General features: G+C 70.4%; 21 protein-coding genes. 13 read left to right on the top strand and 8 right to left on the bottom strand.

The window, feature by feature from the left end; all coding sequences use genetic code 11:
• Positions 1 to 364: 364 nt before the first annotated feature.
• The 4 genes from G6048_RS18800 to G6048_RS18780 are packed head-to-tail and all read right to left on the bottom strand — an operon-like array spanning position 365 to position 5,983.
• Positions 365 to 1,432 carry an ABC transporter ATP-binding protein gene (locus G6048_RS18800; protein WP_165340712.1) on the bottom strand — a complete coding sequence of 356 codons (1,068 nt, stop codon included), beginning with the start codon at positions 1,430 to 1,432 and terminating at the stop codon, positions 365 to 367.
• On the bottom strand, positions 1,425 to 3,527 hold the full coding sequence (locus G6048_RS49640; protein WP_235990020.1) for a dipeptide/oligopeptide/nickel ABC transporter permease/ATP-binding protein: 2,103 nt from the start codon (positions 3,525 to 3,527) through the stop codon (positions 1,425 to 1,427). Before G6048_RS49640 ends, G6048_RS18800 begins: the two co-directional genes overlap by 8 nt.
• A 14-nt stretch (positions 3,528 to 3,541) precedes the next feature.
• The gene (locus tag G6048_RS18785; RefSeq protein WP_165340711.1) at positions 3,542 to 4,468 is read right to left on the bottom strand and encodes an ABC transporter permease; all 927 of its coding nucleotides are present in this window, start codon (positions 4,466 to 4,468) and stop codon (positions 3,542 to 3,544) included.
• 15 nt (positions 4,469 to 4,483) lie between these two features.
• Positions 4,484 to 5,983 (bottom strand): ABC transporter substrate-binding protein, encoded by a 1,500-nt coding sequence (locus G6048_RS18780; protein WP_165340710.1) that lies wholly within the window; start codon positions 5,981 to 5,983, stop codon positions 4,484 to 4,486.
• 508 nt (positions 5,984 to 6,491) lie between these two features.
• On the opposite strand from G6048_RS18780, the gene G6048_RS18775 reads away from it, so the two are divergent.
• Positions 6,492 to 7,142: a DUF4360 domain-containing protein gene (locus G6048_RS18775; protein ID WP_165340709.1), complete on the top strand. Its 651-nt coding sequence runs from the start codon at positions 6,492 to 6,494 to the stop codon at positions 7,140 to 7,142.
• A 360-nt stretch (positions 7,143 to 7,502) separates the two neighbouring features.
• Positions 7,503 to 8,165, top strand: a complete 663-nt coding sequence (locus G6048_RS18770) for a response regulator transcription factor (RefSeq protein ID WP_165340708.1) — start codon at positions 7,503 to 7,505, stop codon at positions 8,163 to 8,165.
• A 23-nt stretch (positions 8,166 to 8,188) separates the two neighbouring features.
• Here G6048_RS18770 and G6048_RS18765 read toward each other — a convergent pair whose 3' ends face one another.
• Entirely contained in the window at positions 8,189 to 9,037 is an 849-nt protein-coding gene (locus tag G6048_RS18765; protein WP_165340707.1) for a helix-turn-helix transcriptional regulator, read from the bottom strand.
• 140 nt (positions 9,038 to 9,177) lie between these two features.
• Between G6048_RS18765 and G6048_RS18760 the strand changes: the two genes are divergently transcribed.
• Positions 9,178 to 9,444 carry an Atu4866 domain-containing protein gene (locus G6048_RS18760; RefSeq protein WP_165340706.1) on the top strand — a complete coding sequence of 89 codons (267 nt, stop codon included), beginning with the start codon at positions 9,178 to 9,180 and terminating at the stop codon, positions 9,442 to 9,444.
• A gap of 30 nt (positions 9,445 to 9,474) precedes the next feature.
• On the opposite strand, the gene G6048_RS18755 is transcribed toward G6048_RS18760, so the two are convergent.
• Positions 9,475 to 10,671, bottom strand: a complete 1,197-nt coding sequence (locus G6048_RS18755; protein WP_165340705.1) for an RNA-guided endonuclease InsQ/TnpB family protein — start codon at positions 10,669 to 10,671, stop codon at positions 9,475 to 9,477.
• Positions 10,672 to 10,848: 177 nt separating this feature from the next.
• Between G6048_RS18755 and G6048_RS18750 the strand changes: the two genes are divergently transcribed.
• Together G6048_RS18750 and G6048_RS18745 are read left to right on the top strand one after the other, a co-directional pair.
• Positions 10,849 to 11,535, top strand: coding sequence for an HAD family hydrolase (locus G6048_RS18750; RefSeq protein ID WP_235990019.1), 687 nt, complete (start codon positions 10,849 to 10,851; stop codon positions 11,533 to 11,535).
• 39 nt (positions 11,536 to 11,574) lie between these two features.
• Entirely contained in the window at positions 11,575 to 12,282 is a 708-nt protein-coding gene (locus G6048_RS18745; protein ID WP_165340704.1) for a bleomycin resistance protein, read from the top strand.
• On the opposite strand, the gene G6048_RS18740 is transcribed toward G6048_RS18745, so the two are convergent.
• On the bottom strand, positions 12,279 to 13,478 hold the full coding sequence (locus G6048_RS18740; RefSeq protein ID WP_165340703.1) for a CdaR family transcriptional regulator: 1,200 nt from the start codon (positions 13,476 to 13,478) through the stop codon (positions 12,279 to 12,281). The two genes, G6048_RS18745 and G6048_RS18740, sit on opposite strands and share 4 nt — an antisense overlap.
• 196 nt (positions 13,479 to 13,674) lie before the next feature.
• Between G6048_RS18740 and G6048_RS18735 the strand changes: the two genes are divergently transcribed.
• From G6048_RS18735 to G6048_RS18715, 5 genes are all read left to right on the top strand, one after another.
• Positions 13,675 to 14,613, top strand: a complete 939-nt coding sequence (locus G6048_RS18735; protein ID WP_235990017.1) for a substrate-binding periplasmic protein — start codon at positions 13,675 to 13,677, stop codon at positions 14,611 to 14,613.
• Positions 14,614 to 14,622: 9 nt separating this feature from the next.
• Positions 14,623 to 15,390, top strand: coding sequence for an amino acid ABC transporter permease (locus G6048_RS18730; protein WP_165340702.1), 768 nt, complete (start codon positions 14,623 to 14,625; stop codon positions 15,388 to 15,390).
• A complete protein-coding gene (locus G6048_RS18725) occupies positions 15,387 to 16,184 on the top strand; it encodes an amino acid ABC transporter ATP-binding protein (RefSeq protein ID WP_165340701.1) in 798 nt (265 codons plus the stop codon). The genes G6048_RS18730 and G6048_RS18725 overlap by 4 nt, the downstream gene beginning before the upstream one ends.
• A complete protein-coding gene (locus tag G6048_RS18720) occupies positions 16,181 to 17,479 on the top strand; it encodes an NAD(P)/FAD-dependent oxidoreductase (protein ID WP_206341761.1) in 1,299 nt (432 codons plus the stop codon). The genes G6048_RS18725 and G6048_RS18720 overlap by 4 nt, the downstream gene beginning before the upstream one ends.
• 209 nt (positions 17,480 to 17,688) lie before the next feature.
• Entirely contained in the window at positions 17,689 to 19,599 is a 1,911-nt protein-coding gene (locus tag G6048_RS18715; RefSeq protein WP_165340700.1) for a LuxR family transcriptional regulator AbsR2, read from the top strand.
• 68 nt (positions 19,600 to 19,667) lie between these two features.
• Here the strand turns inward: G6048_RS18715 and G6048_RS18710 are convergent, their stop codons facing one another.
• Entirely contained in the window at positions 19,668 to 22,271 is a 2,604-nt protein-coding gene (locus tag G6048_RS18710; RefSeq protein WP_165340699.1) for a CHAT domain-containing protein, read from the bottom strand.
• A gap of 152 nt (positions 22,272 to 22,423) precedes the next feature.
• Here G6048_RS18710 and G6048_RS18705 point away from each other — a divergent pair, with 152 nt between their 5' ends.
• The 3 genes from G6048_RS18705 to G6048_RS18695 all read left to right on the top strand — a co-directional run bounded on the left by G6048_RS18705 (position 22,424) and on the right by G6048_RS18695 (position 25,028).
• Complete coding sequence (locus tag G6048_RS18705) at positions 22,424 to 23,869, top strand: S8/S53 family peptidase (protein WP_165340698.1); 1,446 nt, start codon at positions 22,424 to 22,426, stop codon at positions 23,867 to 23,869.
• Between the two features lie 95 nt (positions 23,870 to 23,964).
• Complete coding sequence (locus tag G6048_RS18700) at positions 23,965 to 24,540, top strand: RNA polymerase sigma factor (RefSeq protein WP_165340697.1); 576 nt, start codon at positions 23,965 to 23,967, stop codon at positions 24,538 to 24,540.
• Positions 24,537 to 25,028, top strand: a complete 492-nt coding sequence (locus tag G6048_RS18695) for a hypothetical protein (protein ID WP_165340696.1) — start codon at positions 24,537 to 24,539, stop codon at positions 25,026 to 25,028. The genes G6048_RS18700 and G6048_RS18695 overlap by 4 nt, the downstream gene beginning before the upstream one ends.
• The last annotated feature ends 30 nt before the right edge of the window (positions 25,029 to 25,058 follow it).

The following is a 25,058-nucleotide window of genomic DNA, read 5'->3' as shown; positions in this document are numbered from 1 at the left end:
GGACCGGGTGGTGTCGGTGCCAGGGGTGGCGTCGGTGGCGGAGGCGGGCAGAGCGCCCGCGCCGGCCCAGGTGCCGAGTAGGAGGAGTGTGGCCAGGCCGGTACGCATGGCTATGGTGCGTCTCAAGGCAGTAGCCCTTCGTTGTTCCAGCAAGGTGGGGGTGGAACAGCAGAACGGTGAGAGCGCTCTCGGTGCGTGCCGGGGCAGAGCCTAACCGGTGATCATGGGCAGGTCCATACCAATGACGTGGCGGGTGAACGAGCGGGCGTACGGGGCGAGTTGGCGCACTTGCCAGTCGGTCGCGCCGGTCTTCGGTGGGCCGGATTCCGGACCGGTCTTCGGTGGGCCGGACCGGCATCCTGGCTCAGGAGGCGCTCGCCCGGTGATCTCCCGTGAGCGCGGACGCCTCGTCCAGCGGGAAGCGGCAGGCCGCCGTATGGCCCGGTGCCGCGAGCTCCGGCGCCGGGACGGCTTCGGCGCATACGTCCTCCGCGCGCCAGCACCGGGTCCTGAAGCGGCAGCCCGACGGTGGGTCGGCCGGTGACGGGATCTCGCCGCTGAGCAGGATGCGTTGCCTCTTCGCCCTGCCGCCGGCCGCCAGGGACGGGGCCGCGGACAGCAGCGCCGCGGTGTACGGGTGGCGCGGCTGCTCGAAGACTTCCTCCGCCGGGCCGGATTCCACGATCTTCCCCAGGTACATCACGGCAACGCGGTCGGCGACGTGCCGCACCACCGACAGGTCGTGCGAGATGAACACGTACGACAGCCCCAGCTCGTCCCGCAGATCGCCCAGGAGATTGAGCACCTGCGCCTGTACCGACAGGTCCAGCGCGGAGACGGGCTCGTCGCAGACGATGACCTCGGGCTCCAGGGCCAGGGCGCGGGCGATCCCGATCCGCTGCCGTTGCCCTCCGGAGAACTCCTGTGGGTAGCGGCGCGCGTCGGACGCCCGCAGCCCGACCATCTCCAGCAGCTCACCGACCCGCGCCGCGCGCTTCGCGGCGGGCACGAGGTCGCGGTGGGTGCGCCAGGGCTCGCCGATCAGATCCGCCGCGCACAGGCGGGGGTTGAGCGAGCCGAACGGGTCCTGGAAGACCATCTGCACCTTGCGGCGCCAGGCGAGCAGCTTCGCACCCGACAACGTAAACGGGTCCACGCCCTCGAACCGTACGGTGCCCTCGTCGGGACGTTCCAGCATCAGCAGAATCCTGGCCAGCGTGGACTTGCCGCAGCCGGACTCGCCGACGAGGCCGAGGGTTTCGCCGCGCCCGAGGCTGAGGTCCACCCCGTCGACCGCGCGCAGTCTGGTGCTGCCCTTCGCGGTGCGCGGCACGGCGAAGCTCTTGGCCAGGCCGATGGCTTCCAGCAGGGTCCCGGACTCAGTTGTCCCCGACTCAGGTATCCCGGACTCGGGTATCCCAGACTCAGGCATCGGCCAGCTCCTTCCCGAAGTGGCAGGCGGCAGCTCGGTCGGCTCCGGTACCGGCCAGCGTCGGCCGATGGGTGGCGCACACGTCGCGGGCCATCGGGCAGCGCGTACGGAAGGCGCAGCCGGAGGGCACGGCGCGTGGGTCGGGCGGGCCGCCGGGAATGGAGCTCAGCCGGGAGCCCTTGTGCTGCTCGGCCGGCACCGACTCCAACAGGCCCCGGGTGTACGGGTGGTTGGGCTTGGCGAACACCTCGGACACCGGCCCCGTCTCCACCACCGTACCCGCGTACATGACGGCCACCCGGTCCGCGTGCCCGGCGACGAGCCCGAGGTCGTGAGTGATGAGGACCAGCGCCATCTGCTGTTCGCTCCGCAACTCCCGGAGGAGGTCCATGATCTGGGCCTGTACGGTGACGTCCAGCGCCGTCGTGGGCTCGTCGGCGAGCAGCACCTTCGGCCGCAGCGCGACCGCCATCGCGATCAGCAGTCGCTGGCGCATACCTCCGGAGAACTGGTGCGGATACGCGTCCACGCGTGACCGCGCCTCGGGGATGCCCACGCGTTCCATCAGCTCAACAGCCTTGGCCCGCGCGGCGCGCCGCGACATCCGCTCGTGGATACGGAACGGCTCCGCGAGCTGCGCGCCGACCGTGTGTACAGGGTTGAGCGCGCTCAGCGCGTCCTGGAAGACGATGGCGAGACCGGGCCCGGCCAGCCGACGCCGCGCCCGCGGGCCCAGCGTGAGCTGGTCCTCACCCTCCAACCGCGCCTGCCCACCCACGACTTCGGCAGCAGGATCGAGCAGGCCCGCGACAGCGTGCGCGGTCATGCTCTTGCCGCATCCGGACTCGCCCAGCAGGGCCAGTGTTTCGCCGGAGCGCACGTCGAAGCTGACGCCGTGAACGACGGGGAGGGGACCGGCGGGGGTGCGAATGTCGACCGACAGGTCGTCAACGGCCAGGGTGGCTGGGCGCGTTGAGGGCGGCACGGAGGTGGTGGGTTCGGCCCTGGTCACTTCGGGGCTGGGTGCCGGTTCGGCCGTCGTCCCCGGAGTGGCGGTCGCCGTACCGCGGAGCGCGCTCGTACCCCCGGTCGACGGACGACGGCGCCCCGGACGCCGACCGCCGCGCCGCAGCCCTTGCCGCCAGCGCTGCCCCGGGTCGGTCGAGAGCCGGGCCCAGGCGGCGAGGACGGTTGCCGACACCGTCGTGATGACGATGGCCAGGCCGGGGAAGACCGCGATCCACCAGGAGCTCTGCAACTCCTGGCGGCCCTGAGCCACCATCAGACCCCAGCTCACGTCCGGCGGCTGGATGCCGATCCCCAGAAAACTCAGCGAGGACTCGGTCAGCATCACGAAGCAGAAGTCGAGGGCGGCGACGGTGAGCAGCGTGGGCAGCACGGAAGGAGCGACATGGCGCCGGATGGTGGCCCAGCCGCTGGTGCCGAAGGTGCGGGCCGCGTCGATGAACAGCCGGCTGCGCAGTTCGGCGGCCTCGGCGCGTGCGGTCCGCAGGTATACGGGGATCCGGGCGACGGCCAGGACGAGAACGATGTTCGCGGCGCTCGGCGAGAACACGTACAGCACGACCACGGCCAGCAGCAGCGAGGGGAAGCTGAGGATCACATCGGCGATCCGCAGGGACACGTTCTCGCGCCAACCCCCGTGAAAGCCCGCCCACATGCCCCACACCGAGCCGACGACGAGGGAAACCAGGACGGCGGGTACGGCCACGGACAAGGTCGTCCCGGCGGCGGCGATCAGCCGCGCGGCGACAGGGCGGCCGAGAGAGTCGCTGCCGAGTACGTACGCCCAGCCGTCGTCGAGGCTGAAAGGCGGTCGGCCGGGGTCGCGCAGGTTCTGACGCGTCGCCAGGTCGCCGATGAGGAGCGGGCCCAGTACGGCGCACAGTGCGACCAGCAGCAGGACTATGGCCGCCGCGAAGGCGAACCGGTCCTGGAGCAGCAGAGCGGGCCATTTTCCCCGTAACCCTGCCCGGTCGGTCCCGGAACCCGGGCCGCTCTCCACACCCTTGTCCGCACTGTCGTCGGTACCTTTGTCCGCGTCCTGCCGGAGCACGTCGTCCTTCGGGAGCATGTCACCTCCTTGACTCACGCCGCCGCCTGCTGCCGGACCCGCGGGTCGAGGAGCGCGTGACAGATGTCCACCAGGATGTTGAGCGCGAAGATCACCAGAGCGGTGAGCAGTACCGCGGCTTGCAGGACCGCGAAGTCACGCTGAAGCACCGAGTCGATCATGAGCTTGCCGATGCCGGGCCAGCCGAAGATCGTCTCGACGACGACGGCCCCGTTGACCAGTCCGACAGCGAGGTCACCCGCGACGGTGAGCGCCGGTGCCGCCGCGTTGCGCAGGGCGTGCCCGAAGACCACCCTCGACTCACTCGCCCCCTTGCTGCGCGCCACCTTGACGTACGGGGCGGACAGAGCGGAGACCATGGCGCCGCGTACCACCTGCACCAGCACCCCGAACGGGCGGATCAGCAGCGTCACCACGGGCAGCACCCACGCCGCCGCGCCGCTCGTGCCGGAGGTGGGCAGCCAGCCGAGTGTCACCGCGAACACCAGGACGCCCATGATGGCGAACCAGAAGTCGGGAACGCTTGCGGCCGTGGAGGACAGGAAACTCGCGAACCGGTCGGTCGCCGAGTTGGGGCGGTACGCCGCCATGCTGCCGATCAGCACGGCGCCCAGGATGGCGAGCAGCATCGTCCAGCCGGCCAGCTGAAGCGTGGCGGGGAAGGCCCGCAGCACCGCCTCACCCGCCGGTTGAGCGGTGCGCAGCGATTCACCGAAGTCCAGGTGGACGACCTGGCCGAGGTAGTCACCGAACTGGGCGAGCAGCGGGTCGTCGAGACCGTTGCGGGCGGCGAACTCGGCCCGCATCTCGGGTGTCGCGCTGAGCGGCAGGTACAGATTGGCGGGGTCCCCGGTGAGGCGAGCGAGGAAGAACACCCCGAGAACCACGACCAGCAGGGGGATCACGCTGGAGACCGCGCGACGGCGCAGCATGGTGAACATCGGCCCGCTCCTCCCTCAGTCCGTACGGTGCATGTCGGCGAGCCGCATCTCGTCATTCGTGGCCGAGTCGGGCTCGTAACGGACGTTCGGGGAAAGGGCCATGATGCCGGTCATGTTGGCCATGACGGCGTCCCGTACGACCTCGTCGTTCTGGTACGCGAAGGTGTCCGCGAACGCCTTCTGCCGCGCCTCGCCCCCGGCGAGCTGGGCCTGGTCGATCAACGCGTCCAGTTCAGGAGTGCCGTAACTGCTCTGCGCGCCCTTGCTGCCGTAGATCTGCCCCATCGTGAACGCGGCGTCCCCCGCCTGGTTGCCGTGTTGCGCCTGGAGGAGGGTGGGGCCGATGCCCTTGGGGAAGGGCCGCAACAGGTACTCCAGCCAGGCGTTGACGTCGAGCATCTTGATCTCGACCTTCAGCCCGGCCTTGAGCAGGCCGTCCTGTACGACCTCCATCGCCTCTGCCGCCTTGGGGTAGATGGCGTTGCGGCCGATGATCGTGATGGTCCGGTTCGTCGGGACTCCGTCGGCGCGGGCCTCGGCCACGAGTTTCTTCGCGCGCTCCGGGTCGTACGGCCAGGGCCGTACGCGCGGGTTGTGTCCCGTGACGCCCTTCGCGACGAGCTGGCCGCTCGGCCGGCCCGCGAAGACCGCCGTGACCAGGCCCTCGCGGTCGATGGCGTAGTTGATGGCGCGGCGGATCCGGAGGTCGTCGAGCGGTGGCTTGTCGGCGTCCATCCGCAGGAACGAGACCTCGTTGGTGGCGAACTCCACCGCCCGGTCGCCCGCCCCGTCCTCGGGAGCGAGCCCGATCGCGACATCCGCCTCGTCATTGGTGACCATGGCCGCGCGTACGCTGCCCTCCGCCCGCCATACGTACTTCGCCGCGGCGTACTCGGGGGCCTTGCCCCAGTAGCCGGGGTAGCGCTTCAGGCGAAGGAAGCGGCCCTGGCTCCATTCGTCGACCCGGTACGGGCCCGTGCCCACCGGCTCGCGCACCCTGGCACTGGGGTTGGTGGTCGTCGGCACGATCTCGACGAAGGACAGGCGCAGCGGGAGGATCGGGTCCGGCTTCGCCGTCTTGACCTCAAGCGTCGTGTCATTGACGGGAGTTGCGGTGACCTCGCTGTCGGTGAAGATGTAGCCGTCGACATTGCAGTCGATGTCCGAGTCTGTGGCGCGCTTGATCGAGAACGCCGCCGCCTCCGCCGTGAACGGTGTGCCGTCATGGAAGGTGACGCCCTCGCGGAGCGTGAAGGTCCACGAAGTGGGCGACGTACGGGTCCACTTGGTGGCCAGCGCCTGTTCCAGCCGCCCCGTGGACGGCTCGCGCTCGGTGAGCGCCTCCGTGATGTTGGCCCGCGTCACCCGGCCCGTCGCGGTGAGCGAGGCATCGCAGGGCTCGAGGGTCGGCGGCTCCTCGGACAGGACGACGCGCAAGATGTCCGGGCCCTCACCGATGGGGTCGGCACCCGCCACCGAACACCCGGAGACGACGAGCAGCACGCATACGGACATGAACGCACCCGTCACCCGCCCCCGTCGAGGACGGACCGTCGAGCGGGTTCGTAATAAGCCTGGACCGGTCACTGATCCTCCGTGCTGTTCGAGCTGCGTCCACAAGAAGAAACTTCGTTTAGATATGTGGACGCGAGCATTATGAGATCGCCCATGCTGAACGCGTCAAGATGCGTGCAGCAAACGAACCTGGGCCGGGGGCTGTCGGCCCGCCCGGCCGCCCCTGTCGTGAATGGCCGGAGATCGCCCTAGTCGGCCGGGATGCAGCCCCATATGATGCGCGATGGCTCGCGGCCTTCACATTTCCTTCACGAGGTCGCGAGTGTGCCTCCGTATTTGGCATGCGCATGACTGGCATGCCATCGCGGGCGCATGCGTACGCCCTCGCTCCATCCGACGCACCTGGTCAGCGACAGTCTCCGCGCAGGCGGACACCGCACCCCCCAACCCGGCGGCGCCGGCACCTGCCCGCACCGCCCGGACCACCGAAGCACCGGATTGGAAGAAAATGACTGGTGGACTGCTTCTGAGCGGCGCGGTCACCGCGCTGTTCGCCTCGGCGCTCCCCGCGCCGCAGGGCTCCTCCGCGATCGCCGACCCGCCCCCGGACAAGATCGTGATCGAGGTCGCCACGGTCAACGGGTCGGGTTGCCCCCAGGGGACGGCCGCCGTCGCCGTCTCGCAGGACAACACCGCCTTCACGGTGACGTACAGCGACTACCTCGCCCAGGTGGGCGGCGGCGCCAGTCCCACCGCGTTCCGCAAGAACTGCCAGCTCAACCTCATCGTCCACGTACCGCAGGGCTTCACCTATGCGGTCGCGAGCGCCGACTACAGAGGCTTCGCCTCGCTCCAGCCGGGCGCGAGCAGCACCCAGAAGGCCTCGTACTACTTCCAGGGATCGCCGAACACGGAGTCCAGAACCCATCCCTTCAGAGGCCCCTACAACGACAACTGGCAGGCGACCGACACCACCGACTGGGCCCAACTGGTCTGGGCGCCCTGCGGTGTTCAGCGCAACTTCAACATCAACACGGAACTGCGGGTCAACGCGGGAACCTCCGCGCCCGGCAGCACGAGCTTCATGACCATGGACTCCACCGACGGTGACATCAGCACCATCTATCACCTGGCCTGGAAGGAGTGTCCCGGGAGGTAACGCCGGAACACGGCGCCCCTGACCCGTTGTTCGCTGCTGACCGGGGTCCACTCCGGTCAGCAGTGAACGCCCCTTCCGTACGGGCCAGTCGGCCGTGGAGTCCGCAGGGCCCCGTAACAGGTGCGCCACTTCCGGACACGTTGATCGAATGCTGACCGTATGTCGACTCGAACATGGCAGGCTCTACGTGTCCGTGGACTGGCGGACGCGTCCCGCAGCCGACCGAAGGGGCGCACCATGACACTGACCACCCTGAACTCGGACCATGAGCGCCGACCTGTTGACAACGTTGCCTTCAGTGGTGCGACCGACATCACCAAGGCACTCCGATACCTCCTCGCCCGCTGAGTGAACAGCAGCATGACCTACGTCATCGTTTCTCTCGACCGATCCCGCAGCGGACCTCTTCTGCGCGCCCTGCGCGGGGCACGATTACTCCCTCCGCTCGTCCACCCGTGGGGATCGCACCGCGCCTACGAAGAGCTGCTGACCGAACCGCGGTCGCTCGCGATCCTCGACGTACCGGACGAGCGGTGGAGACCCGGCCTGGAACATCGCGTCGGACTGCTGCGCCGACTGGCGCCCGTCATAGCGCTCGTGCCCGAAGGCACCGATGCCGCCGACCTCCTCGACGCGGGAGCCGACAATGTCCTGACCCGGAACATGCCGATCCAGGAACTGGCCGTACGACTGGCGACAGAACGGCGCTCGCTGGCCTCGGCGACGCCCGTACCCCACGCGCAGGTTTCCCCGCCGGCCTCGATGCTTCCCCACCACGGCTCGCAGAGACTGCTCCTGCGTCTGCTGCTCACCGATCGACAGCCGTGGTGCTGCCACGACCTGAGCCGATTGCTCGGCACCGCCGAACAACCCCTGAACCGTGCGGCCCTGCGTGCCCGGCTCGACAGGCTGAGTTCCTGCCTGGAGCCGCTGGGACTGGCCCTGACCAGGTCCGGGGCCTGGAAGCGGCTCTTCTACACGGTGGTGCCTTTGGCGGGGAACCGGGCCATAACTGGGTCATGACGGTTCGTCAGCGCCGCCCGTGCCTAGCCGTGGCGACGGTGCTCCGCCTGGTGGCGGGTGGCGTGGAGGGAGCCGAGGAGGTCCAGGGCCTGGGCACTGGGGCTGCCTGGTTCGGCGTGGTAGATGACGAGTTGTTGGCCTGGAGCATCGCGTACGTCGAACGCCTGGTACGTGAGGGTGAGTTGGCCGACGTCCGGGTGGAGGAAATGCTTGGCGTCCTGGGTCTTGCCGCGCACGGTGTGGGCGTTCCACAGGCGGGTGAAGTCCGCGCTGTGCTCGGTGAGGGTGCGGACGAGTTCGCGTAGCCGGGGGTTGTCCGGGTCGAGTCCTGCTGCCTGGCGCAGATTGGCCACGGTGGCCTGGGCTGTCGCGTTCCAGTCCGGGTAGAAGGTGCGATGCGCGGGATCGAGGAACGCCATCCGGGCCAGGTTGTCCGCCGGCTCGAAGGGGGAGTACAGGGCGTCGGTCAGGGCGTTCGCGGCGATGATGTCCAGCGTCGGGTTGATCACGAACGCCGGAGTGTTCGGGTATCCGTCCATCAGCTGGCGCAGCGCCGGACCGACCCTGTCGGGGGCGTGGACGGACGGCTGGTCGCTCGAGATGGTCCCGGCCAGCCGGAACAGGTGGGCGCGAGCGTCCGTATCGAGGCGCAGTGCGCGGCTGAGGGCGTCCAGCACTTGGGGGGAGGGGTGGCGTTCGCGGCCCTGTTCCAGGCGGGTGTAGTAGTCGGCGTTCACCCCGGCGAGGACGGCGACCTCCTCACGGCGTAGTCCGGTGACGCGCCGGACCCCGTAGCTCGCCATGCCGACGTCCTCCGGCTGCAGGCCCGCCCGCCGCGCGCGAAGGAAGTCTCCCAAGTGGTTGTCAGCCATGGCCTCAGGCTAGGCGGCGGATCGGCGTGCTGCCTGGGTGTGCCGCACCCAGGCAGCACTCGTCCTGGTTGATGGTCGCCGACCTGCCCAGACTCGGTGGCGCAGGACAGAACCGCACCGACGGACGAGAGGAGTTCGCCATGGCCAGGACCGCTGACGACGACAGCGTCGACGTGGTCGGGATGTGGGTGACCGCGGACGGTCACATACGCCAGGAGCTGCGCCCCGACGGCCGCTACGACGAAGCCCGCGGCGACCGGCGCAGCGCGTACACCGGCCGGTACACGGTGACCGGCAGCCACCTGGACTACGTCGACGACACCGGGTTCACGGCGACGGGCGACATCCGCGGCGGCGTGCTCTATCACGAGCACCTCGTGCTTTTCCGGCAGGAGAAGCAGGCTTGACTTCCTCCCCCTCGTGAACGAGGGGGATTCCTACGGCTCGCGCCGTGGGGTTTTCTGCTTCATCGCCGACTGCCCGCCCGGAGTTCTCCGTTGAGGTCTTACACCGGCTCCACAGACAGACACCGCCAGCCCGGCGGCCAGAAGGTTGTTCGCCGCGTTCACGTCCCGGTCATGGGCCGTGCCGCAACTGCCGCACGTCCAGGTACGGACGCCCAGCGGCATCGCCTCAGCGAGGCTGCCGCAGGCGGAGCACAGCTTGGAGGAGGGGAAGAAGCGGTCCACCGCGATGACTTCCCGCCCGTACCAGTCGGCCTTGTACTCCAGCATGCTCCGGAACTGGGCCCACGCGGCATCACTGATGGAGCGGGCCAGGCTCCTGTTCTTGACCATGGTGCGTACGGTCAGGTCCTCGATCACGAGCGCTTGGTTTTCACGCACGAGTCGAGTGGTCAGCTTGTGCAGCACATCGCGCCTGCGGTCGGCGATCCGGGCGTGGATCTTGGCGACCTTCTGGCGGGCCTTGCGCCGGTTGGCGCCCTCGCCCTTGGCCTTGCGGGACAGCTCCCGCTGGGCCTTGGCCAGGCGCTCGCGGTCGCGGCGCTCGTGCCGGGGGTTGGCGATCTTCTCTCCGGTGGAGAGGGTCAGCAGGTGGTCCAGGCCGACATCGATACCCACGGCCGTATCGGTGGCCGCGAGCGGCTTCACGCGCGGGTCCTCGCACAGCAGGGAGACGAACCAGCGTCCGGCGCTGTCCCGGCTGACGGTCACTGTGGTCGGCACCGCCCCCTCGGGCAGGGGGCGCGACCAGACGATGTCCAGCGGGTCGGCCATCTTCGCCAGTGTCAGCCGGCCGTCGCGGAACCGGAAGGCGGAGGAGGTGTACTCCGCGCTCGCGCGGGAGGTCTTCTTCGCCTTGAAGCGGGGGTACTTGGCGCGTTTGGCGAAGAAGTTCGTGAAGGCGTTCTGCAGGTGTCGCAGTGCCTGCTGCAGCGGGACGGAGGAGACCTCGTTGAGGTAGGCCAGTTCCTCGGTCTTCTTCCATGCCGTCAGCAGGGCCGAGGTCTGGTTGTAGTTGACCCGTTCCTGCCTGGCCCAGGCCTCGGTGCGGGCGGCGAGGGCCATGTTGTAGACCTTGCGCACGCATCCGAAGGTGCGCGACAGCTCGGCTGCCTGCGCATCGGTCGGATAGAAGCGGTACTTGAAGGCCCGCTTCACGTGAGTGGGCATGTCTCACAAACTAGCACAACATCTTGTGACTACCTGCTGGTGACTGGTGACTGGTGACTGGTGACTGGTGACGGACGCCGACCCGCCCAGGAGGGCGATACGGTTCTTCCCTGCCCTGCTCCGCAGGAGTCCGTTTCCTCCCCGGCCCGAAGGCGGGGTATCCACGGAGGATTCCAGATGAATGACGGGCGCTCTCGTGATCTACTGCCGATCATGCCGCTGCTGATGCTCGACCTCGACAACACTCTGGTCGACCGTGATGCGGCCTTCCGTCTCGCTGTCCAGGTATTCCTGGCCGATCACGACCTGCCTGATTCCGATCTCACGTGGGTGATGACCCTCGACGCCGGCGGCTATACCGCCCGACAGGACGTCGCGGCGGCCATGGCCGACCGATACGGGACTTTGGTACCCGGCGCCGCCATCCGCGCCCTGCTCGACAACGGCGCCGCGGACCGCGTCGTGCTGACGAAGTCCTCACGCGAGGCCCTGGGGATGGCGCTGGCCGACGGCTGGACCTGTGTCATCGTCACAAACGGCCGTACCAGGCAGCAAGAAGCGAAGATCCGCAACACCGGACTCGACCAACTCGTCCACGGCTGGGCCGTCTCCGAGGAAGTCGGGTACAAAAAACCCGGGCCGGAGATCTTCAGAGCGGCGGCGGCCGGCGTCGAAGGATCCCTCGTCGGCGCTTGGATGATCGGAGATTCACCGCACGCCGACATCGCGGGCGCGAACCTGCTCGGTCTGCGCAGCGTGTGGGTGTCGGGCGGCCGACCGTGGACCCAGGACTCGTACCGGCCCACCCATGTCGCTGAAGACGTCGCCTCCGCGATCAACTGCGTCATCAATGCACCGAGATAATCTCCCCACTTCTATTCAACTTTGACTAGAGTGGTGGGTATGGCTGAGAAGACCATTCCGATCCTGCCGTGCCGGACCATCCAGCCCGTTCTCGACTTCTACACCGCCCTCGGATTCGAGGTGACCTTCCAGCAGACGAGCCCCAATCCGTACGCGGTCGTCGAGCGCGGCGGCATCGAGCTGCAGTTCTTCGGCCTGAAGCGGTACGAGCCGACCGAGTCGTACAGCACGTGCTACGTACTGACCGATGACGTCGACGGGCTGCACGAGTCCTTCCGGACCGGACTCAAGGCGGCGTACGGGAAGATCCCGACCCGCGGGCTGCCGCGCATCGGGGCGCTGAAGGACATGTCGTACGGCATGCGGCAGTTCCTCATGACCGACCCGGGCGGCAACTGCATCCGGATCGGGCAGCCGACAAGTGAGGACCAGCACCACCGGCCCGCGCCCAAGGAGACCTTCGCGCGGGCCCTGCATCACGCGTCACTCCTCGCGGACTCGAAGGAGGATCCGGCTGCCGCCGCGAAGGTCATCGACCGGGTGTTGGGTCTCGAGGACGAGCGCCCCACGCCCGTGCAGCGGTTGCGCCTCCTCGTACTGCGTGTGGATGTCGCCGGGCGCCTGAGTGACGGAGAGACTGCGGCATCCGCACTCGCCGAGGCCGACGCGGTCGTGGCCCAAATAGGCGCGCAGGAGCGGGAGTCGGTCCAGGACGACCTCGATCGCCTCGCCGAGCTGCGGACCTAGGAATCGCCTGCACGGTGTACTCCGCTGCCCAACTGGTCGGCCAGGCACGCCAGGTACAAAGCCATGGTCGTCCGGTGCTCACGCAGCGGACGACCGGTGATCTGCTCGATCTTGTTCATGCGGTAGACAACGGTGTTGCGGTGGATGTGCAGGGCCGCCGAGGCCCGTACGAGGTTGAAGCCGCTCTCGCACCAGGCGGTGATCGTGTCGCGGAGTACCGGCCAGTCCGGCTGGGTGCGCAGGTCCGCGGCGGTGAGGGCCAGCAGGCGGTTGCGGGCGGGCTGGCCCACTGCGGCCAGGACCTGGTGGACGCGGAGGTCGGTGATCAGGTGGACGGGGGAGTCTCCCGCCACTCGGGCACCGAGGCGGAGCGCGTCGCAGGCGTCCTGGTACGAGTCGTGCAAGTCGCCGACCGACGAGGCGGGTTCGCCGATTCCGGCGCGGGCGGCGAGGCCGTCCTGGGCGGCGATGACGTCGGTGACCCGGCGGCAGTCGCCGACCAGCGACGTCAGCGGACGGCGGGCCGGCAGCCGGTGCAGTACGCCGATCCAGCCGGGCGCCGTGGTGGCGACGATGTCCTGGGGGTCGGCGAAGACCTCGCGCACCGTGCGGAGCAGTTCCGAGCGGATCAGCGCCATGTCCCGCGTCGGCGCCCCCTGGCGGCGGGCGCCCGCATCGGGCACGGTCACCTCGAACGCCACCGCCACCCGCCGAAGCCGCAGGTCGAAACCCAGCTCGGCGGCCCGGAACAGCAGGAACTCGCCTTCCACGACATGAGGGTCGTACGAGGCGATGTCGGCGAGCAGTTTCTCGGCCGCCCGCTCGGCGAGCAGCCGGGAGCGCAGCATCACCGACTCCCGCAGCAGAATCTCCGTCTGGCGTTTCACCAGGAGTCCGAAGCGGCGTACCTGGGCGGGCGTACCCGTGATCCCGACCGTGCCCACCGCCTGCCCGTCCGTGACCAGCGGCAGGGTGACTCCGGGGCGTACTCCCCGCAGTTGGAGAGCCTGCGAGGCGTTGTGCGTGGCGGGCTCCTTCGTACGGATCACCTCGACGGACGCCTCGTGAAAGCTGCCGACCCGGCTTCGGTCGCCGCTGCCGATGACCGTGCCCTCCGCGTCGGTGATCAGCACGTTGAAGCCGATGACCGCGGAGGTGTCCCCGGCGATCTCCTGCGCGAGTGACGGGCTCAGCATCAAGGCTCCTCCCGCCGCGGGGCCGCTGCCCGGATTGGACGCACCGTACAGTGCATCGAGCGATTTCGGCCATAAGTTCAGACGAAGTGACCGGTGACGTACCGCGAGCCGGTCCATAGCGTATGGGCCCTGTCACACCCCCCGCCGGGGCACAGCGAGGTGAACGGCGGACCCTTCAGTGCCAAATGGGAAGGCCATGCCGATGACCCGTGTGCGCTCACTCGTCGCCGCTTTGTCCGCGACACTCCTGCTTTCGGCCACCGCAGCCTGCGGCTCGGACAGCGACGACGAACCGGCCAACGTGTCCGCGAAGACCGCCGCGCTCGGCACCCTCACGCCGGGCGTGCTCAAGGTGGCCGTCCAGCCGTACGCCCCCTACACCAGCGTCCAGGGCGACAAGATCGTCGGGCTGGACGGCGACATCCTCAACTACGCGGCGGACAAGCTGGGCTTGAAGGTCGAGCCCGAGGTGACGGACTTCGCCGGCATGCTCGCCGGAGTGCAGTCCCGCCGGGTGGACATCACCATCGGCGGCGTCGCCTGGTCCGAAGAGCGGCAGAAGCAGGGGCTGTTCACCGATCCGCCGTACTACTCGCCCCCGGCGATGGCCGTCAGAAACGGCAAGACGTACAAGACGGTCGACGACCTGAAAGGCCTGGAACTGGGCACCGTCGAGGGCTATGTCTGGGTCAAGTCGATCCAGGCCGTGCCCGACGCCAAGCTGCACGCCTACCCCGACGCCAACGGCGTCTTCGACGACCTCGGCGCGGGCCGCGTCGACGTCGGCTTCCTCGACCCGCTGATCATCATCGCGGCGCAGAAGGAACGGCCGGAGCTGAAGATCGAGACCCAGTACATGACGCCGCCGACCGCCGAGCAGGTGAAGGCGAAGCCCGCGTACGAGTACTTCCAGCCGTACCAGACCGGCTTCTACCTCCCCAAGAAGGCCACCAAGCTGGAACAGGCGATCTCCGAGCAGATCGACGCCATGTACGAGAACGGCGAGATGGAGAAGCTCGTCGAGAAGTACGGCGGCGACCCGGAGCAGTTCCTCACGCCCGACGCCGCTGTCGCCCCCGCGCGCCAAGGTGTGGACCGGCCCGACGACTGGACGCCCCCGTCCATCGCGAAGTGAGGGGCTGACATGTCCGGTCTCTTCCAAGTCCCTTGGTCCGACTACCAGTCCGACCTCGTCGACGCACTCTGGCGCACCATCTCCTACACCGTTGTGAGCTTCGTCGGCGCCGTACTGCTCGGCCTGGCGGTGGCTCTGCTCAGGCTGAGCAAGGTGTGGGCCGCGCGCGCCGTCGCCGCCGTCTACACCGAGGTCTTCAAGAACATCCCGCTCCTGGCCATCATCTTCCTGGCCTACTTCGGACTGGCCTCGGCCGGGCTCAAGCTGGACGTGTTCACGGCCGGCTGCGTCAGCCTCATCGTCTTCTACGCCGCCTACCTGTCCGAGATCTTCCGCTCCGCGATCAGCGGGGTGCACGCCGGACAGACGGAGGCGGGGGAGGCGCTGGGGATCGGCAGGGCAGGCATCTTCGGCCAGGTGATCCTGCCGCAGGCCGTCCGGCAGGCACTGCCCGGCACCAACACCTTCCTCGTCGACCTGCTGAAGTCCACCTCGCTGCTGGTCACCATCTCCGCCGCCGAACTGATGTCAGAGGGGCGGCTGATCACCTCGTCCACCTTCCGCGCGCTGGAGGTGTACCTGGTCATCTCGGCCATCTACTTCGCCCTCTGCTACCCGCTCTCCCAGCTCCTCCTGCTGCTGGAGCGGAAGGTACGCGCGGGCGTCCCCCTGTCCCCGTGGCGGCGGCGCCGGATGCGGGCCGCCCGCGCACTGCTCGCGGCCGACCTCTCGGCCGGCACCGACCGCAAGGCCGACCGGAAGGAGGCGACGGTATGACCGAGCCCGTCACCACAGCGAAGACCGTCGCACCGGCCGCCACCACCGAGGCCGTCGTACGAATCCAGGGCCTCAGCAAGTCCTTCGACGGCCGTCTCGTCCTCGACAACGTGAACCTGGAGGTCGACCGCGGCCGGATCGTCAGCGTCATCGGACAGAGCGGCGGCGGCAAGACGACCCTGATGCGCTGCGTCAACCTCCTCGAAAGGCCGGACGGCGGCACGGTCGAGGTCGCCGGTGAAGTGGTGCACAACGGCGGCAAGATGGTCTGCCGCGACCTGCCCCGGCTGCGTCGTACGGTCGGCATGGTCTTCCAGCGGTTCAACCTGTTCCCTCATCTCACCGCCGTGGAGAACGTCGTCCTGGCGCAGCGCAAGGCGGGCGTCCCCGAACAGGAGGCGCTGGAGCGGGCCGTCACGCTGCTGCGCCGGGTCGGGGTGGCCCACCGCGGCCTCGCCCAGCCCGAGCAGCTCTCCGGCGGTGAGCAGCAGCGCGTCGCCATCGCGCGGGCCCTCGCCCTCAAGCCGGAGGTACTGCTCTTCGACGAACCCACGTCCTCCCTGGACCCCGAGGCCACCCGCGAGGTGCTCAGCGTGATGCGGGAACTCGCCGCGGACGGCATGACGATGCTGCTGGTCACCCATGAACTGCCGTTCGCCCGCGAGGTGTCCGACCACGTCGTCTTCGTCGACGGCGGCCGGATCGTGGAGGAGGGCAGGCCCGAGGACGTCATCGACAACCCGGCCCGCGCCCGGACCCGGGAGTTCCTCGCCTCGTACGGACCCACGTCATGACCGGTGCACCCGGCACGGCGGGCCCGCTCGGCGACAGCCCCGTCGTGGTCGTCGGGGGCGGCGTGGTCGGACTGTGCACGGCGTACTACCTGGCCGCGGCCGGTCTTCCGGTGGAGGTCGTCGAGCGGCGGGGACTGGGCTCCGGGGCCTCCCGGGGCAACGCGGGATGGGTCTGCCTCAGCCACTCCACACCCGTCCCGGCGCCCGGAGTGGTGCGCTACGCCCTGCGTTCGCTGGGACAGCCCGACTCGCCGCTCTATCTGCGGCCCCTGCCGGATCCGGCGTTCGTACGGTGGCTGTGGCGGTTCTGGCGCAGCAGCACACCGGCCGCCTTCCGGCGCGGTTACGCGGCGATCGCCGAGCTGAACCGAGACACCTTCGACCTCTTCGACGGTCTGCGCGAGAACGGCGTCGCCACGACGCTGACCCGGCCCGGCATGGTGCACGCCTTCCTGTCGCCGACCGAGGCCCGCCACCATCTCGCGGTCCAGCGGCAGATGGCGGACGGCCGCTACCCGATGCCCGACGACGTCACCACCGGACCCGAGGCACATCTGCTGGACGACGCGCTGTCGCCCGGGGTGCGCGCCGCGTACCTCGTCGAGGGGGAAGGCGTGGTCGATCCGGAGGCGTTCGCCCAGGGGCTGGGGGAGGCGCTGGCCGACGCGGGGGTCAAGGTCCACGAGAACGCGGAGGCCACCGGGTTCCGGTCGACCGCGGGGCGCATCGCCGCGCTGCGGACCACGCAGGGCGAGATTCCCTGTGCGGCCGTCGTCGTCGCGGCCGGGATGCGCTCGCCGCACCTGCTGCGCTCACTGGGACAGCCGCTGCCGCTCCAGGCGGGCAAGGGCTACAGCTTCTCGGTGGAGCTGGACCGGGCGCCCCGGCACACGCTGTACTTCGGCGAGCGCAGGGCCGTCGCCTCACCGATCGGCGGCACCACGCGGATCGGCGGCACGATGGAGCTGAGCGGCAACAACAACCGGCTCGACTGGCGCCGTATCGTCGCCGTCGCCCTCGCCAGCCGGCACTACCTGGGCCGCTGGTTCGACGACCCGGACGACCTGGTCGGCCTGATCCGCGACCCCTGGGTCGGCGGGCGGCCGTTCCTCCCCGACGGGCTCCCGGTCATCGACCGCGTCCCCGGCCACCACAACGCCTTCGCGGCCACCGGCCACGGCATGCTCGGCGTCACGCTCGGCCCCGCCACCGGGCGCCGGCTCGCCGAGTACATCCGCACCGGCCGACGGCCCGAGGCCCTCGCGCCCTTCCGCTTCGACCGGCTGAGCCGCTGAGAGGCGTGGCGGCCGGCTCCACGGACGGGCGTGGTCGAGGACGTCGCCCTCCCCCATGAAGGCGACGTCCTCGACCGCTCCCCCGGGTGCCGGAACATGGCCTGCGGTCTGCGCACAGGATGCCGCCTGCCGCCTGCCCGGCGCCTGAGTCGAGGGCTACTCAAGTCACCCTGTATCAGGGATGAGTAGCCCGGCTCTTGTTGTACGTGATGACTTACGAACGGGACGCGAAGACCCTGGAACTGCCCTGGCCGTTCACCGGACGCGAAGCCGAACTGGACTTGATCCGCAGGTCACTGTCCGCCGGACGGCGCGGCATCGTGGTGACGGGCCCCGCGGGCTGCGGCAAGACCCGGCTCGTCACCGAGGCCGTCCGCGACACCGGCTGCGCGAAGGTGACGGGGACGCCGGGGACCCGGCAGCTGCCCTTCGCCGCGTTCGCGCACCTGCTGCCGGAGACGGTCTCCCTGCACCGTGCCGTCCAACTCCTCGCGAACGTCCGCCTGTTGATCGTCGACGACGCGCATCTGCTGGACGACGCGTCGGCCGCGCTGGTCCACCAGCTGGCCGTGCACGGGCGTACGCGTCTGATCGTCGTGGCGGCGGACGGCGAACCGGTCCCCGGCGCGATCTCCCGGCTGTGGACCGGAGAGCTGCTGCCGCGCCTCGCCCTCGCGCCGCTTCCGCGTGAGGACCTGGCACAGCTCGTGACAGCGGGCGCCGGCGCCGCGGCGGAGCCGCTCACCGTGAACCGGCTGCACCGGCTGTGCCAAGGAGATCTGCGACTACTGCGCGCCTTGCTCGGCGCGCTGCGCGAGCGCGGACCGCTGACCCGGGGGCCCGACGCGTGGGCCTGGCGGGGCCCGGTACCGGTGACCGCGACCCTTCGCGAACGGACCGCGCAGGCCCTGGAGAGGACCCACCCGGACGAACGGGCGGTCCTCGAACGGCTCGCCTTCAGCGAACCACTGCCACTCGACGTCGCCGAGCTGGACCTACGGGTCCTCGAACTCCTCGAAGCGCAAGGACTGGTGGCCATAGACGGCCACTCCTCGGTCCGCCTCGCACACCCTCTCCACGGCCCGGTACTCCGCTCCGAGGCCGGACAACTGCGCGCCAGGCGACTGGCCCGTACACCGTCCCGGTGCGGCCCGGCCCTCGATTCGGAGGGCGCCACTCTGGCGCGGCGGATCAAGCAGGCAGACGTACGGGACGTGCCGACGCCGATCGGGGACTGGCTGGCCGGGGAGGGCGCGGGCCCGGACAGCGCGGTCCCCGCCGGGTACGCGGTGGTACGCGCCCGGTACGCACGGCTGCGCGGGGAGCTGCGCGAGGCCGTGGCGTGGGCGCGGGAAGGCATGCGGGCGGTTCCGGACGACCTGGGCTGCCGTGCCGAACTGGCCTTGGCGGAGGCGCAGTTGGGCAACACGACGACGGCGGCCGCGCGCGACATACTGGCGGCGCGTCCAACGTCCGGCCGGGCGGACACCTGGCTGAGGGCCGCCCGAGGTGACATCGCCGGAGCACTGGAGTCCCTCACGGGGGACGACGTCTGCGCCCTCGACGACACCAGCGCCCTCTACGACGCCTACGCCCTGTACGACGCGGTGCGCCTGGGCGAACCCGCCCTGGTCGCGGACCGGTTGGCCCAGCTTCCCGGCGAACCCGCGGCCCTTCTGTCCCCGCACGCGGACGCCCTCGCCCGCGGTGACGGCCCGGCCCTGGACCGAGCCGCCGAACGCCTCGAACAGCGCGGCTTCCTGCTCTTCGCCGCCGAAGCACACGCGCAGGCCGCGTCGGCGCACGACGACCCGCGTGCCGCCCGCATGTCGCGTACGCGCGCCGTCACTCTGGCCCGGCGTTGCCAGGGAGCCCGCACCCCGGCACTGTCCGGCCTGGTCCTGGGCGAGCTCACGGCCCGCCAACGGCAGATCGTCACCCTCGCCGCCGCCGGCTTAAGCAACCGCGAGATAGCGGAGCAGCTGACCCTGTCGATCCGCACGGTCGGCAACCACCTCCACAGCGCCTACACCCGACTCGGCGCGACCGACCGCGGCTCCCTGCCCCGGCTCGTAGACGACCCGGAGGGAGGGGCAATGCCGGACGCACGGTCGGCGTGACGCAGTGCGCTCCGATCCGCAGGCCGAGCGCCCCAACTGCCCGCCCGCGCAAGCCCGCGCGATGTGCTTCAGGCTGCTCCGAACGCCGTGAACGCCCACCCGGTCGCCTGATGCACCGCGTCACCCGGCAGCGCGGCGCGCGCGTCACGCAGAGCCTCGGCCAAGGAGAGGCCGGAGCTCAGGCCCTTGTGCAGGGCCAGCATCAACGGCACCACCGTGGCGTCGTTGACCGGGACACCGCTCGCCACGACGCCCGCCGTGCCCAGCGGAAGCAGGGCCGTGACCAGGCCGAGTACCTCATCGGCGCCAACAGAGGCGAGGCGGGCGGTTTCGCAGCTGGACAGGATGATGCGGTACGGACTGCGGCGGAGGCGTTCGAAGTCGTGCACGATGAGCGGGCCGTCGGCCATCCGCAACGAGGAGAAAAGAGGGCTGTCCGCGCGGAACGTACCGTGCGCGGCGATATGCGCGAGCACAGCGCCGTCGAGCGAGTCCAGCACACGCGGCACCCGCGCCTCGTCACCCTCCAGCACGGTCGTGTCGCCGTAGCGGCCGGCGAGTTCGGGCACCTCCGCACCGCCGGTCGCGAGGCCGGGACCGCGGACCAGCACATGCCCTCCGTCCGGCGGCGGCTCGGTCTCCACGGCCCGCAGCCAACTGCTCGCCGACGGCGAAACACTCACCACACGCTCGCGAAGCGAGGGCAACAGCGCCCAGGGCACACGGTGCAGCCTGGCCGGCGGCACCACAACGAGCGGTCCTGGGCCCAAGTGGGGGACGGCCGCGCCCAGCAGCAGTTCCTCCAGCCGCCGCCCCGCGGCCTCCACCACCGGCAGCCGACCCTCCGCCCCGGGATGGGCAAGCCGCCGCAGCCCGGCCTGCACATGCTCGGCCTCGGCCAGCGCATCCGCGAGCGCCCCGCCCTCAAAACGCCGTACGCGGCCCTCGCCACAGAGCAGTACCTGAACCCGGCCGCCGAGCTCGGCGATCTCCACCAACTGTCCGCCGCCCAGCCGCTCCAGCAGCCTCCCGGGATCGAACCGATGCCCGTCGCCCGGCACTTCACCGCGCATCCGCAGCGTCCGGGACCGTATCTCCCGCTCCAGCCGCCGCTGTTCACGTTCCAGTGTCGGCACCGGACGCCCGTCGACACGGGCCTCCTCCGCCCGGGCGGCGATCTCCCGGAAGGCGGTGAGATTCCGCAGCAGGGCCGGATCGGCGGGCGGGCGCGTGGGCGGAGCCGACAGCACCGTGGCCCGCCAGCGCTCGCTCCACACCAGCAGCCGCCGCGGCCCACCGGAGACCAGGCTGGCCCGCTGCGCCATCGCGGCGAGCTCGGCGCCCTGCGCGCTCGCCCGGGCGCGCAACTCGGAGGCACCGAGCGTCATCCGGTGGTCGTCGAGCACATCGAGCCCACGCCGGCAGGCCTCCAGTACGCCGCGGCTGGAACCGGCGGCCTCGGCCCGCAGCGCCTGCGCGGCCCAGCCCGTCATCCGCGCCAGCGGCGGCCCGCTGCGCCGGCTGCGCGCGGCCACACTCAGATGCCGCTCGGCCTCGGCCCGCCGGCCCAGGCGCAGCGCGATCCGCCCCGCGAGCAGTGACGCCTCGGGCGCGGCCGGCGAGCCGCAGTCCGCCAGCCGCCCGGCCACGGCCGCGGCATCGGCGACCATCCGCCCCGAGGCACGCCCGGCCGCCAACCGCGCCTCGATCAGCACCAGTTGGGCGTGCGTCTCCCACCAGGCGCGCTGCTGGCCCGCGAAGAGGCGTACGGCATCGGCCGCCCGGGCCATCGCGGTGTGCGGATCGTCCGCGAGCCGGGCGGCACGGGCCGCGGCCAGCAGCAGCTCCGCCTTGCGGGTGGTCTGCCCGCCGATACGGTCGAGCACCCGGACCGCCGTGTCGGCCTCCGCCAGCGCCTCGGGCGCGAGCCCGGCCGCCATCAGCACCTCGCAGCGCCGGATGTGGAACACGAACTGCGGGGTGCCGAGCTTCGCGTACCGCTCCTCGGCCTCGTCGAACAGCCGCAGCGCCGCGGGAATGTCGCCAGAGCGGAAAGCGGCCAGCGCCCGGCTCTCCACGACATCGGCCTTGTCGTGCTCCTGGCCGGTGGTGTCCCACAGCCGCTCCGCCGCCGTGAAGTCGGCCTCCGCCCGCTCCACCGCACCCAGCGCCAGATGCACGGTGGCCCGCAGCGTGAGGGCGCGCGCCGTCCAGATCACATCGCCGACCTGGCGCAGCACGGGCGTCGCCCGGCGCACATCGTCCAGCGCCTCACGATGGTGCCCCAGCACCCACCACACATACGCCCGCCGGTACAGGACCCGGGCGCGGGTATGCCCCGTACCCCGCGCCACGCCCCGCTCGAGCGCGGCCAGCCCCTGCCGCGTACGACCGTCATGGACCAGCGCCACCCCGAGCGTGCCGAGGACATCCGCCTCCCGGTCGGCCGAACCCGACCGTGCCGCGAGATCACGTGCCCGCCGCAGATGTCGCAGCGCGACCCGCAGATCACCGAAGTCCCGCTGCCACATACCGATCACGTGATGGGCGACAGAGCCGTGCAACGGCGAGGGATCGCTGTCGAGCACCGCCTCAGCTCTCGCCAGCGCGTCGCCCGGGCGGGCGAACACCATCGGGAGCAGCTCGAAAATCGGGTCGCTTCCACCTGTCACTCAAAGGATGCTAGGGGCGCGGGCAGTGCGGCAGACAGGTGTGACGCCGATTCGGCCGTCGCCGCTGCCGATCGTTCATCACCGCTGCTGTATCAATCACCCATCGCAAGGCTCTGATTGACGACGCGTTGACCAACGGGGAGGGACACGCCATGGCACCACAGCGATTCCAGGAGCAGTTCGACCAGGTCCGGCGCGCGATGCCGGACGTCCCCCTGGTGATGGGGCCGGACGACTCCGCCGAGTTCTTCTACGAGCAGGGGGTCGTCCTGGCCCGTGACGGCGAGGACGCACGGATCGTCGAGGACACCCTGCGGGCACGGTCCGCGGACATCCCGGGCCTGACCGCGGACGCCGTCCGCAGGGCCGGTCCGGAGACGAACCGGTCGGGCATCACCCGTATCCAGGTGGGCGACCCGGCACCAGGCATCCGATCGGGATCGGGCGACCGCGCCGTCGCGGGGGCGTTGCGGGCCATGCGCGAGGCGGAGGGCCGGGCCGAACGCCGCCTGGTGAGCCGCAACCACGTCGTGACGATCGCGGTCAACGCCTGCCCCGGCGATGAACCCGTGCCCGGCCGGCCCACCGTCACCGCCAACCCGGCGCCGGCGGAAATCGCGTACGTCCCGGAGACCGCCGTCGGCGTCCTGGTGATCGACACCGGACTGATGCGCGACTACCGGTCGTACCCCCTCCTGGCGCACACCCAGGGCGACGGGGCGCTCGCCGAGACCGACGAGCAGGGCTTCCTCAAGCAGTACGTCGGCCACGGCACGTTCATCGCGGGCCTCGTCGCGGCGGTCGCGCCCAACACCGACATCACGGTACGGGGGACCCTCGGCGACGTCGGCGCCATCCTGGAGTCCGAGTTCGGCGACAAGCTCTTCGAGGCCGTCGACCAGGACGGCTGGCCCGACCTCATCAGCCTCTCCGCCGGCACGTCGAACGGCAGTACCGACGGCCTGCTCGGCCTGGAGCGCTTCATGGAGGAACTGCGCGACCAGCCCCGTACGCTCCTGGTCGCGGCGGCAGGCAACAACGCCAGCGCCACCCCCTTCTGGCCCGCCGCCTACGCCGACGTCCCCGGCTACGAGGACGTGGTGCTGTCGGTCGGGGCGCTGCGCGGCGACGGCGAGTTCGGCGCCTGCTTCAGCAACCACGGCCCCTGGGTGAAGATCTACGCGCCGGGGGAGCGGCTGACCAGTTCGCTCACCGGCTTCGACGCCCCTGTTCCGTACGTGTACCAGCACTCCACCTTCGACGCCTGTCGGCACGGCTTCGTCTACGCTTGTACGTGCCAACACCCCCAGCACATCGGCGTGTTGAGCGAGGAGCAGCAACCGACGCCCGCCAAGCCGGAGCAGGTCATGTTCGAGGGGCTCGCGCAGTGGAGCGGAACCTCGTTCGCCACCCCGGTGACCGCCGCGATGATCGCCGCCCATATGACGGCCCACAAGGAGAACGACCCCCGGGCCGCCCGGCGGCAACTGCTGTCGGCGAACCGCGACCACGCGGAGGTACGCGGCGCCATGGTGCCCGCGTTGCGCCCGCCGACCTGGAGTCCCGTCCCGGTCGCCACCCCCTCCGCGACGGCATGACCTCCTGCTCGGGCACGGTGCCCTTGTCCCGGATCACGGTCGGAATCTCCCACTCCGCGGCGTACGATGACTTGCCGTATACGAGGGGTGAGGCCGTGGATCGTGATGCTGTCGGTGCGCTCGTCCAGTCCGCCGCCGACGGGGACGCGGCGGCCTGGAAAGCGCTGGTGGACGGGTTGAGCCCGCTGGTGTGGTCCGTCGTACGCGCCCACCGGCTCTCCGACGCCGACGGGCACGAGGTGTACCAGACGGCCTGGTTCCGCTTCGCCCAGCACCTCGGGCGGATCCGCGAACCGCACAAGGCCGGCTCCTGGCTCGCGAGCACCGCGCGGCACGAGTGCCTGAAGGTCATCAAGAGCACCCGGCGGCTGACTCCCACGGACGATGCCCGGGTGCTCGACCGGATCAGTGAGGACCGTACGCCCGAACAGACGCTGATCGAGTCCGAGGAAGCCGCCGCGGAGGCGGAACGCATCCGCCGGATGTGGCAGGAGTTCGAGGAACTGGGCGACCGCTGCCGGGAGTTGCTCCGCGTGCTGATGGCCTCCCCGCCGCCCAGCTACCAGGAGGTGGCCGCCGCGCTGGGCATCGCCGTGGGCAGCATCGGCCCCCTGCGCCAGCGCTGCCTGCGCCGCCTGCGCGCGCGTCTTGTCGCCCGGGGGGTGCTGTGAACGACAACGAGGGCAACGACACCTTCGACGGCTTCGATGAAGCCGCCGCTGACGACGCACTCGAGGATGCGCTGCGCCAGGCCGCCGCCATCCTGGACCCGGTGCCCGCCGAACTGCGGCATATCGCCGTCGAGGCCTACGCCCTGCACGCCCTTCGCGATATGGACGCAGAGCTCGCCGAGTTGACGTTCGACTCGGTCGTCGACGCCGCCCCGGTCCGGGGCGCGGACGTGCCCAGGATGCTGACCTTCAGCACGTCCGCCCTCACCGTCGACGTAGAGGTGACCGTCGAGGGGATGACGGGCCAGCTGCTGCCGCCGCAGCCTGCCCGCATCGAGATCCTGGGCACCGCGCAGCCGGCGGCGGCCACCACGGTGACGGCCGACGAGATGGGCCGCTTCCTCTGCGAAGGGGTCCTCACCGGCCCGTTCGCCCTGCGACTGCGGACCGACGAGGAGGTCGTGGTGACGGAGTGGCTGCGCGTCTGACACCCACCGTCTGACGCCCAGGGCGTACCC

The sequence above is a fragment of the Streptomyces ureilyticus genome, from assembly GCF_011045025.1.
In the GTDB taxonomy this organism is placed as follows: Bacteria; Actinomycetota; Actinomycetes; order Streptomycetales; family Streptomycetaceae; genus Streptomyces; species Streptomyces ureilyticus.
Note: the sequence above shows the minus strand (reverse complement) of the source record. Positions and strands in the feature narration are given on the sequence as shown.

Coding starts and splice junctions, on each gene's coding strand:
- G6048_RS18800 (WP_165340712.1), bottom strand. CDS start 1,432: ATGCCTGAGTCTGGGATACCCGAGTCCGGGATACCTGAGTCGGGGACA.
- G6048_RS49640 (WP_235990020.1), bottom strand. CDS start 3,527: ATGCTCCCGAAGGACGACGTGCTCCGGCAGGACGCGGACAAAGGTACC.
- G6048_RS18785 (WP_165340711.1), bottom strand. CDS start 4,468: ATGTTCACCATGCTGCGCCGTCGCGCGGTCTCCAGCGTGATCCCCCTG.
- G6048_RS18780 (WP_165340710.1), bottom strand. CDS start 5,983: ATGTCCGTATGCGTGCTGCTCGTCGTCTCCGGGTGTTCGGTGGCGGGT.
- G6048_RS18775 (WP_165340709.1), top strand. CDS start 6,492: ATGACTGGTGGACTGCTTCTGAGCGGCGCGGTCACCGCGCTGTTCGCC.
- G6048_RS18770 (WP_165340708.1), top strand. CDS start 7,503: ATGACCTACGTCATCGTTTCTCTCGACCGATCCCGCAGCGGACCTCTT.
- G6048_RS18765 (WP_165340707.1), bottom strand. CDS start 9,037: ATGGCTGACAACCACTTGGGAGACTTCCTTCGCGCGCGGCGGGCGGGC.
- G6048_RS18760 (WP_165340706.1), top strand. CDS start 9,178: ATGGCCAGGACCGCTGACGACGACAGCGTCGACGTGGTCGGGATGTGG.
- G6048_RS18755 (WP_165340705.1), bottom strand. CDS start 10,671: ATGCCCACTCACGTGAAGCGGGCCTTCAAGTACCGCTTCTATCCGACC.
- G6048_RS18750 (WP_235990019.1), top strand. CDS start 10,849: ATGAATGACGGGCGCTCTCGTGATCTACTGCCGATCATGCCGCTGCTG.
- G6048_RS18745 (WP_165340704.1), top strand. CDS start 11,575: ATGGCTGAGAAGACCATTCCGATCCTGCCGTGCCGGACCATCCAGCCC.
- G6048_RS18740 (WP_165340703.1), bottom strand. CDS start 13,478: ATGCTGAGCCCGTCACTCGCGCAGGAGATCGCCGGGGACACCTCCGCG.
- G6048_RS18735 (WP_235990017.1), top strand. CDS start 13,675: ATGCCGATGACCCGTGTGCGCTCACTCGTCGCCGCTTTGTCCGCGACA.
- G6048_RS18730 (WP_165340702.1), top strand. CDS start 14,623: ATGTCCGGTCTCTTCCAAGTCCCTTGGTCCGACTACCAGTCCGACCTC.
- G6048_RS18725 (WP_165340701.1), top strand. CDS start 15,387: ATGACCGAGCCCGTCACCACAGCGAAGACCGTCGCACCGGCCGCCACC.
- G6048_RS18720 (WP_206341761.1), top strand. CDS start 16,181: ATGACCGGTGCACCCGGCACGGCGGGCCCGCTCGGCGACAGCCCCGTC.
- G6048_RS18715 (WP_165340700.1), top strand. CDS start 17,689: ATGACTTACGAACGGGACGCGAAGACCCTGGAACTGCCCTGGCCGTTC.
- G6048_RS18705 (WP_165340698.1), top strand. CDS start 22,424: ATGGCACCACAGCGATTCCAGGAGCAGTTCGACCAGGTCCGGCGCGCG.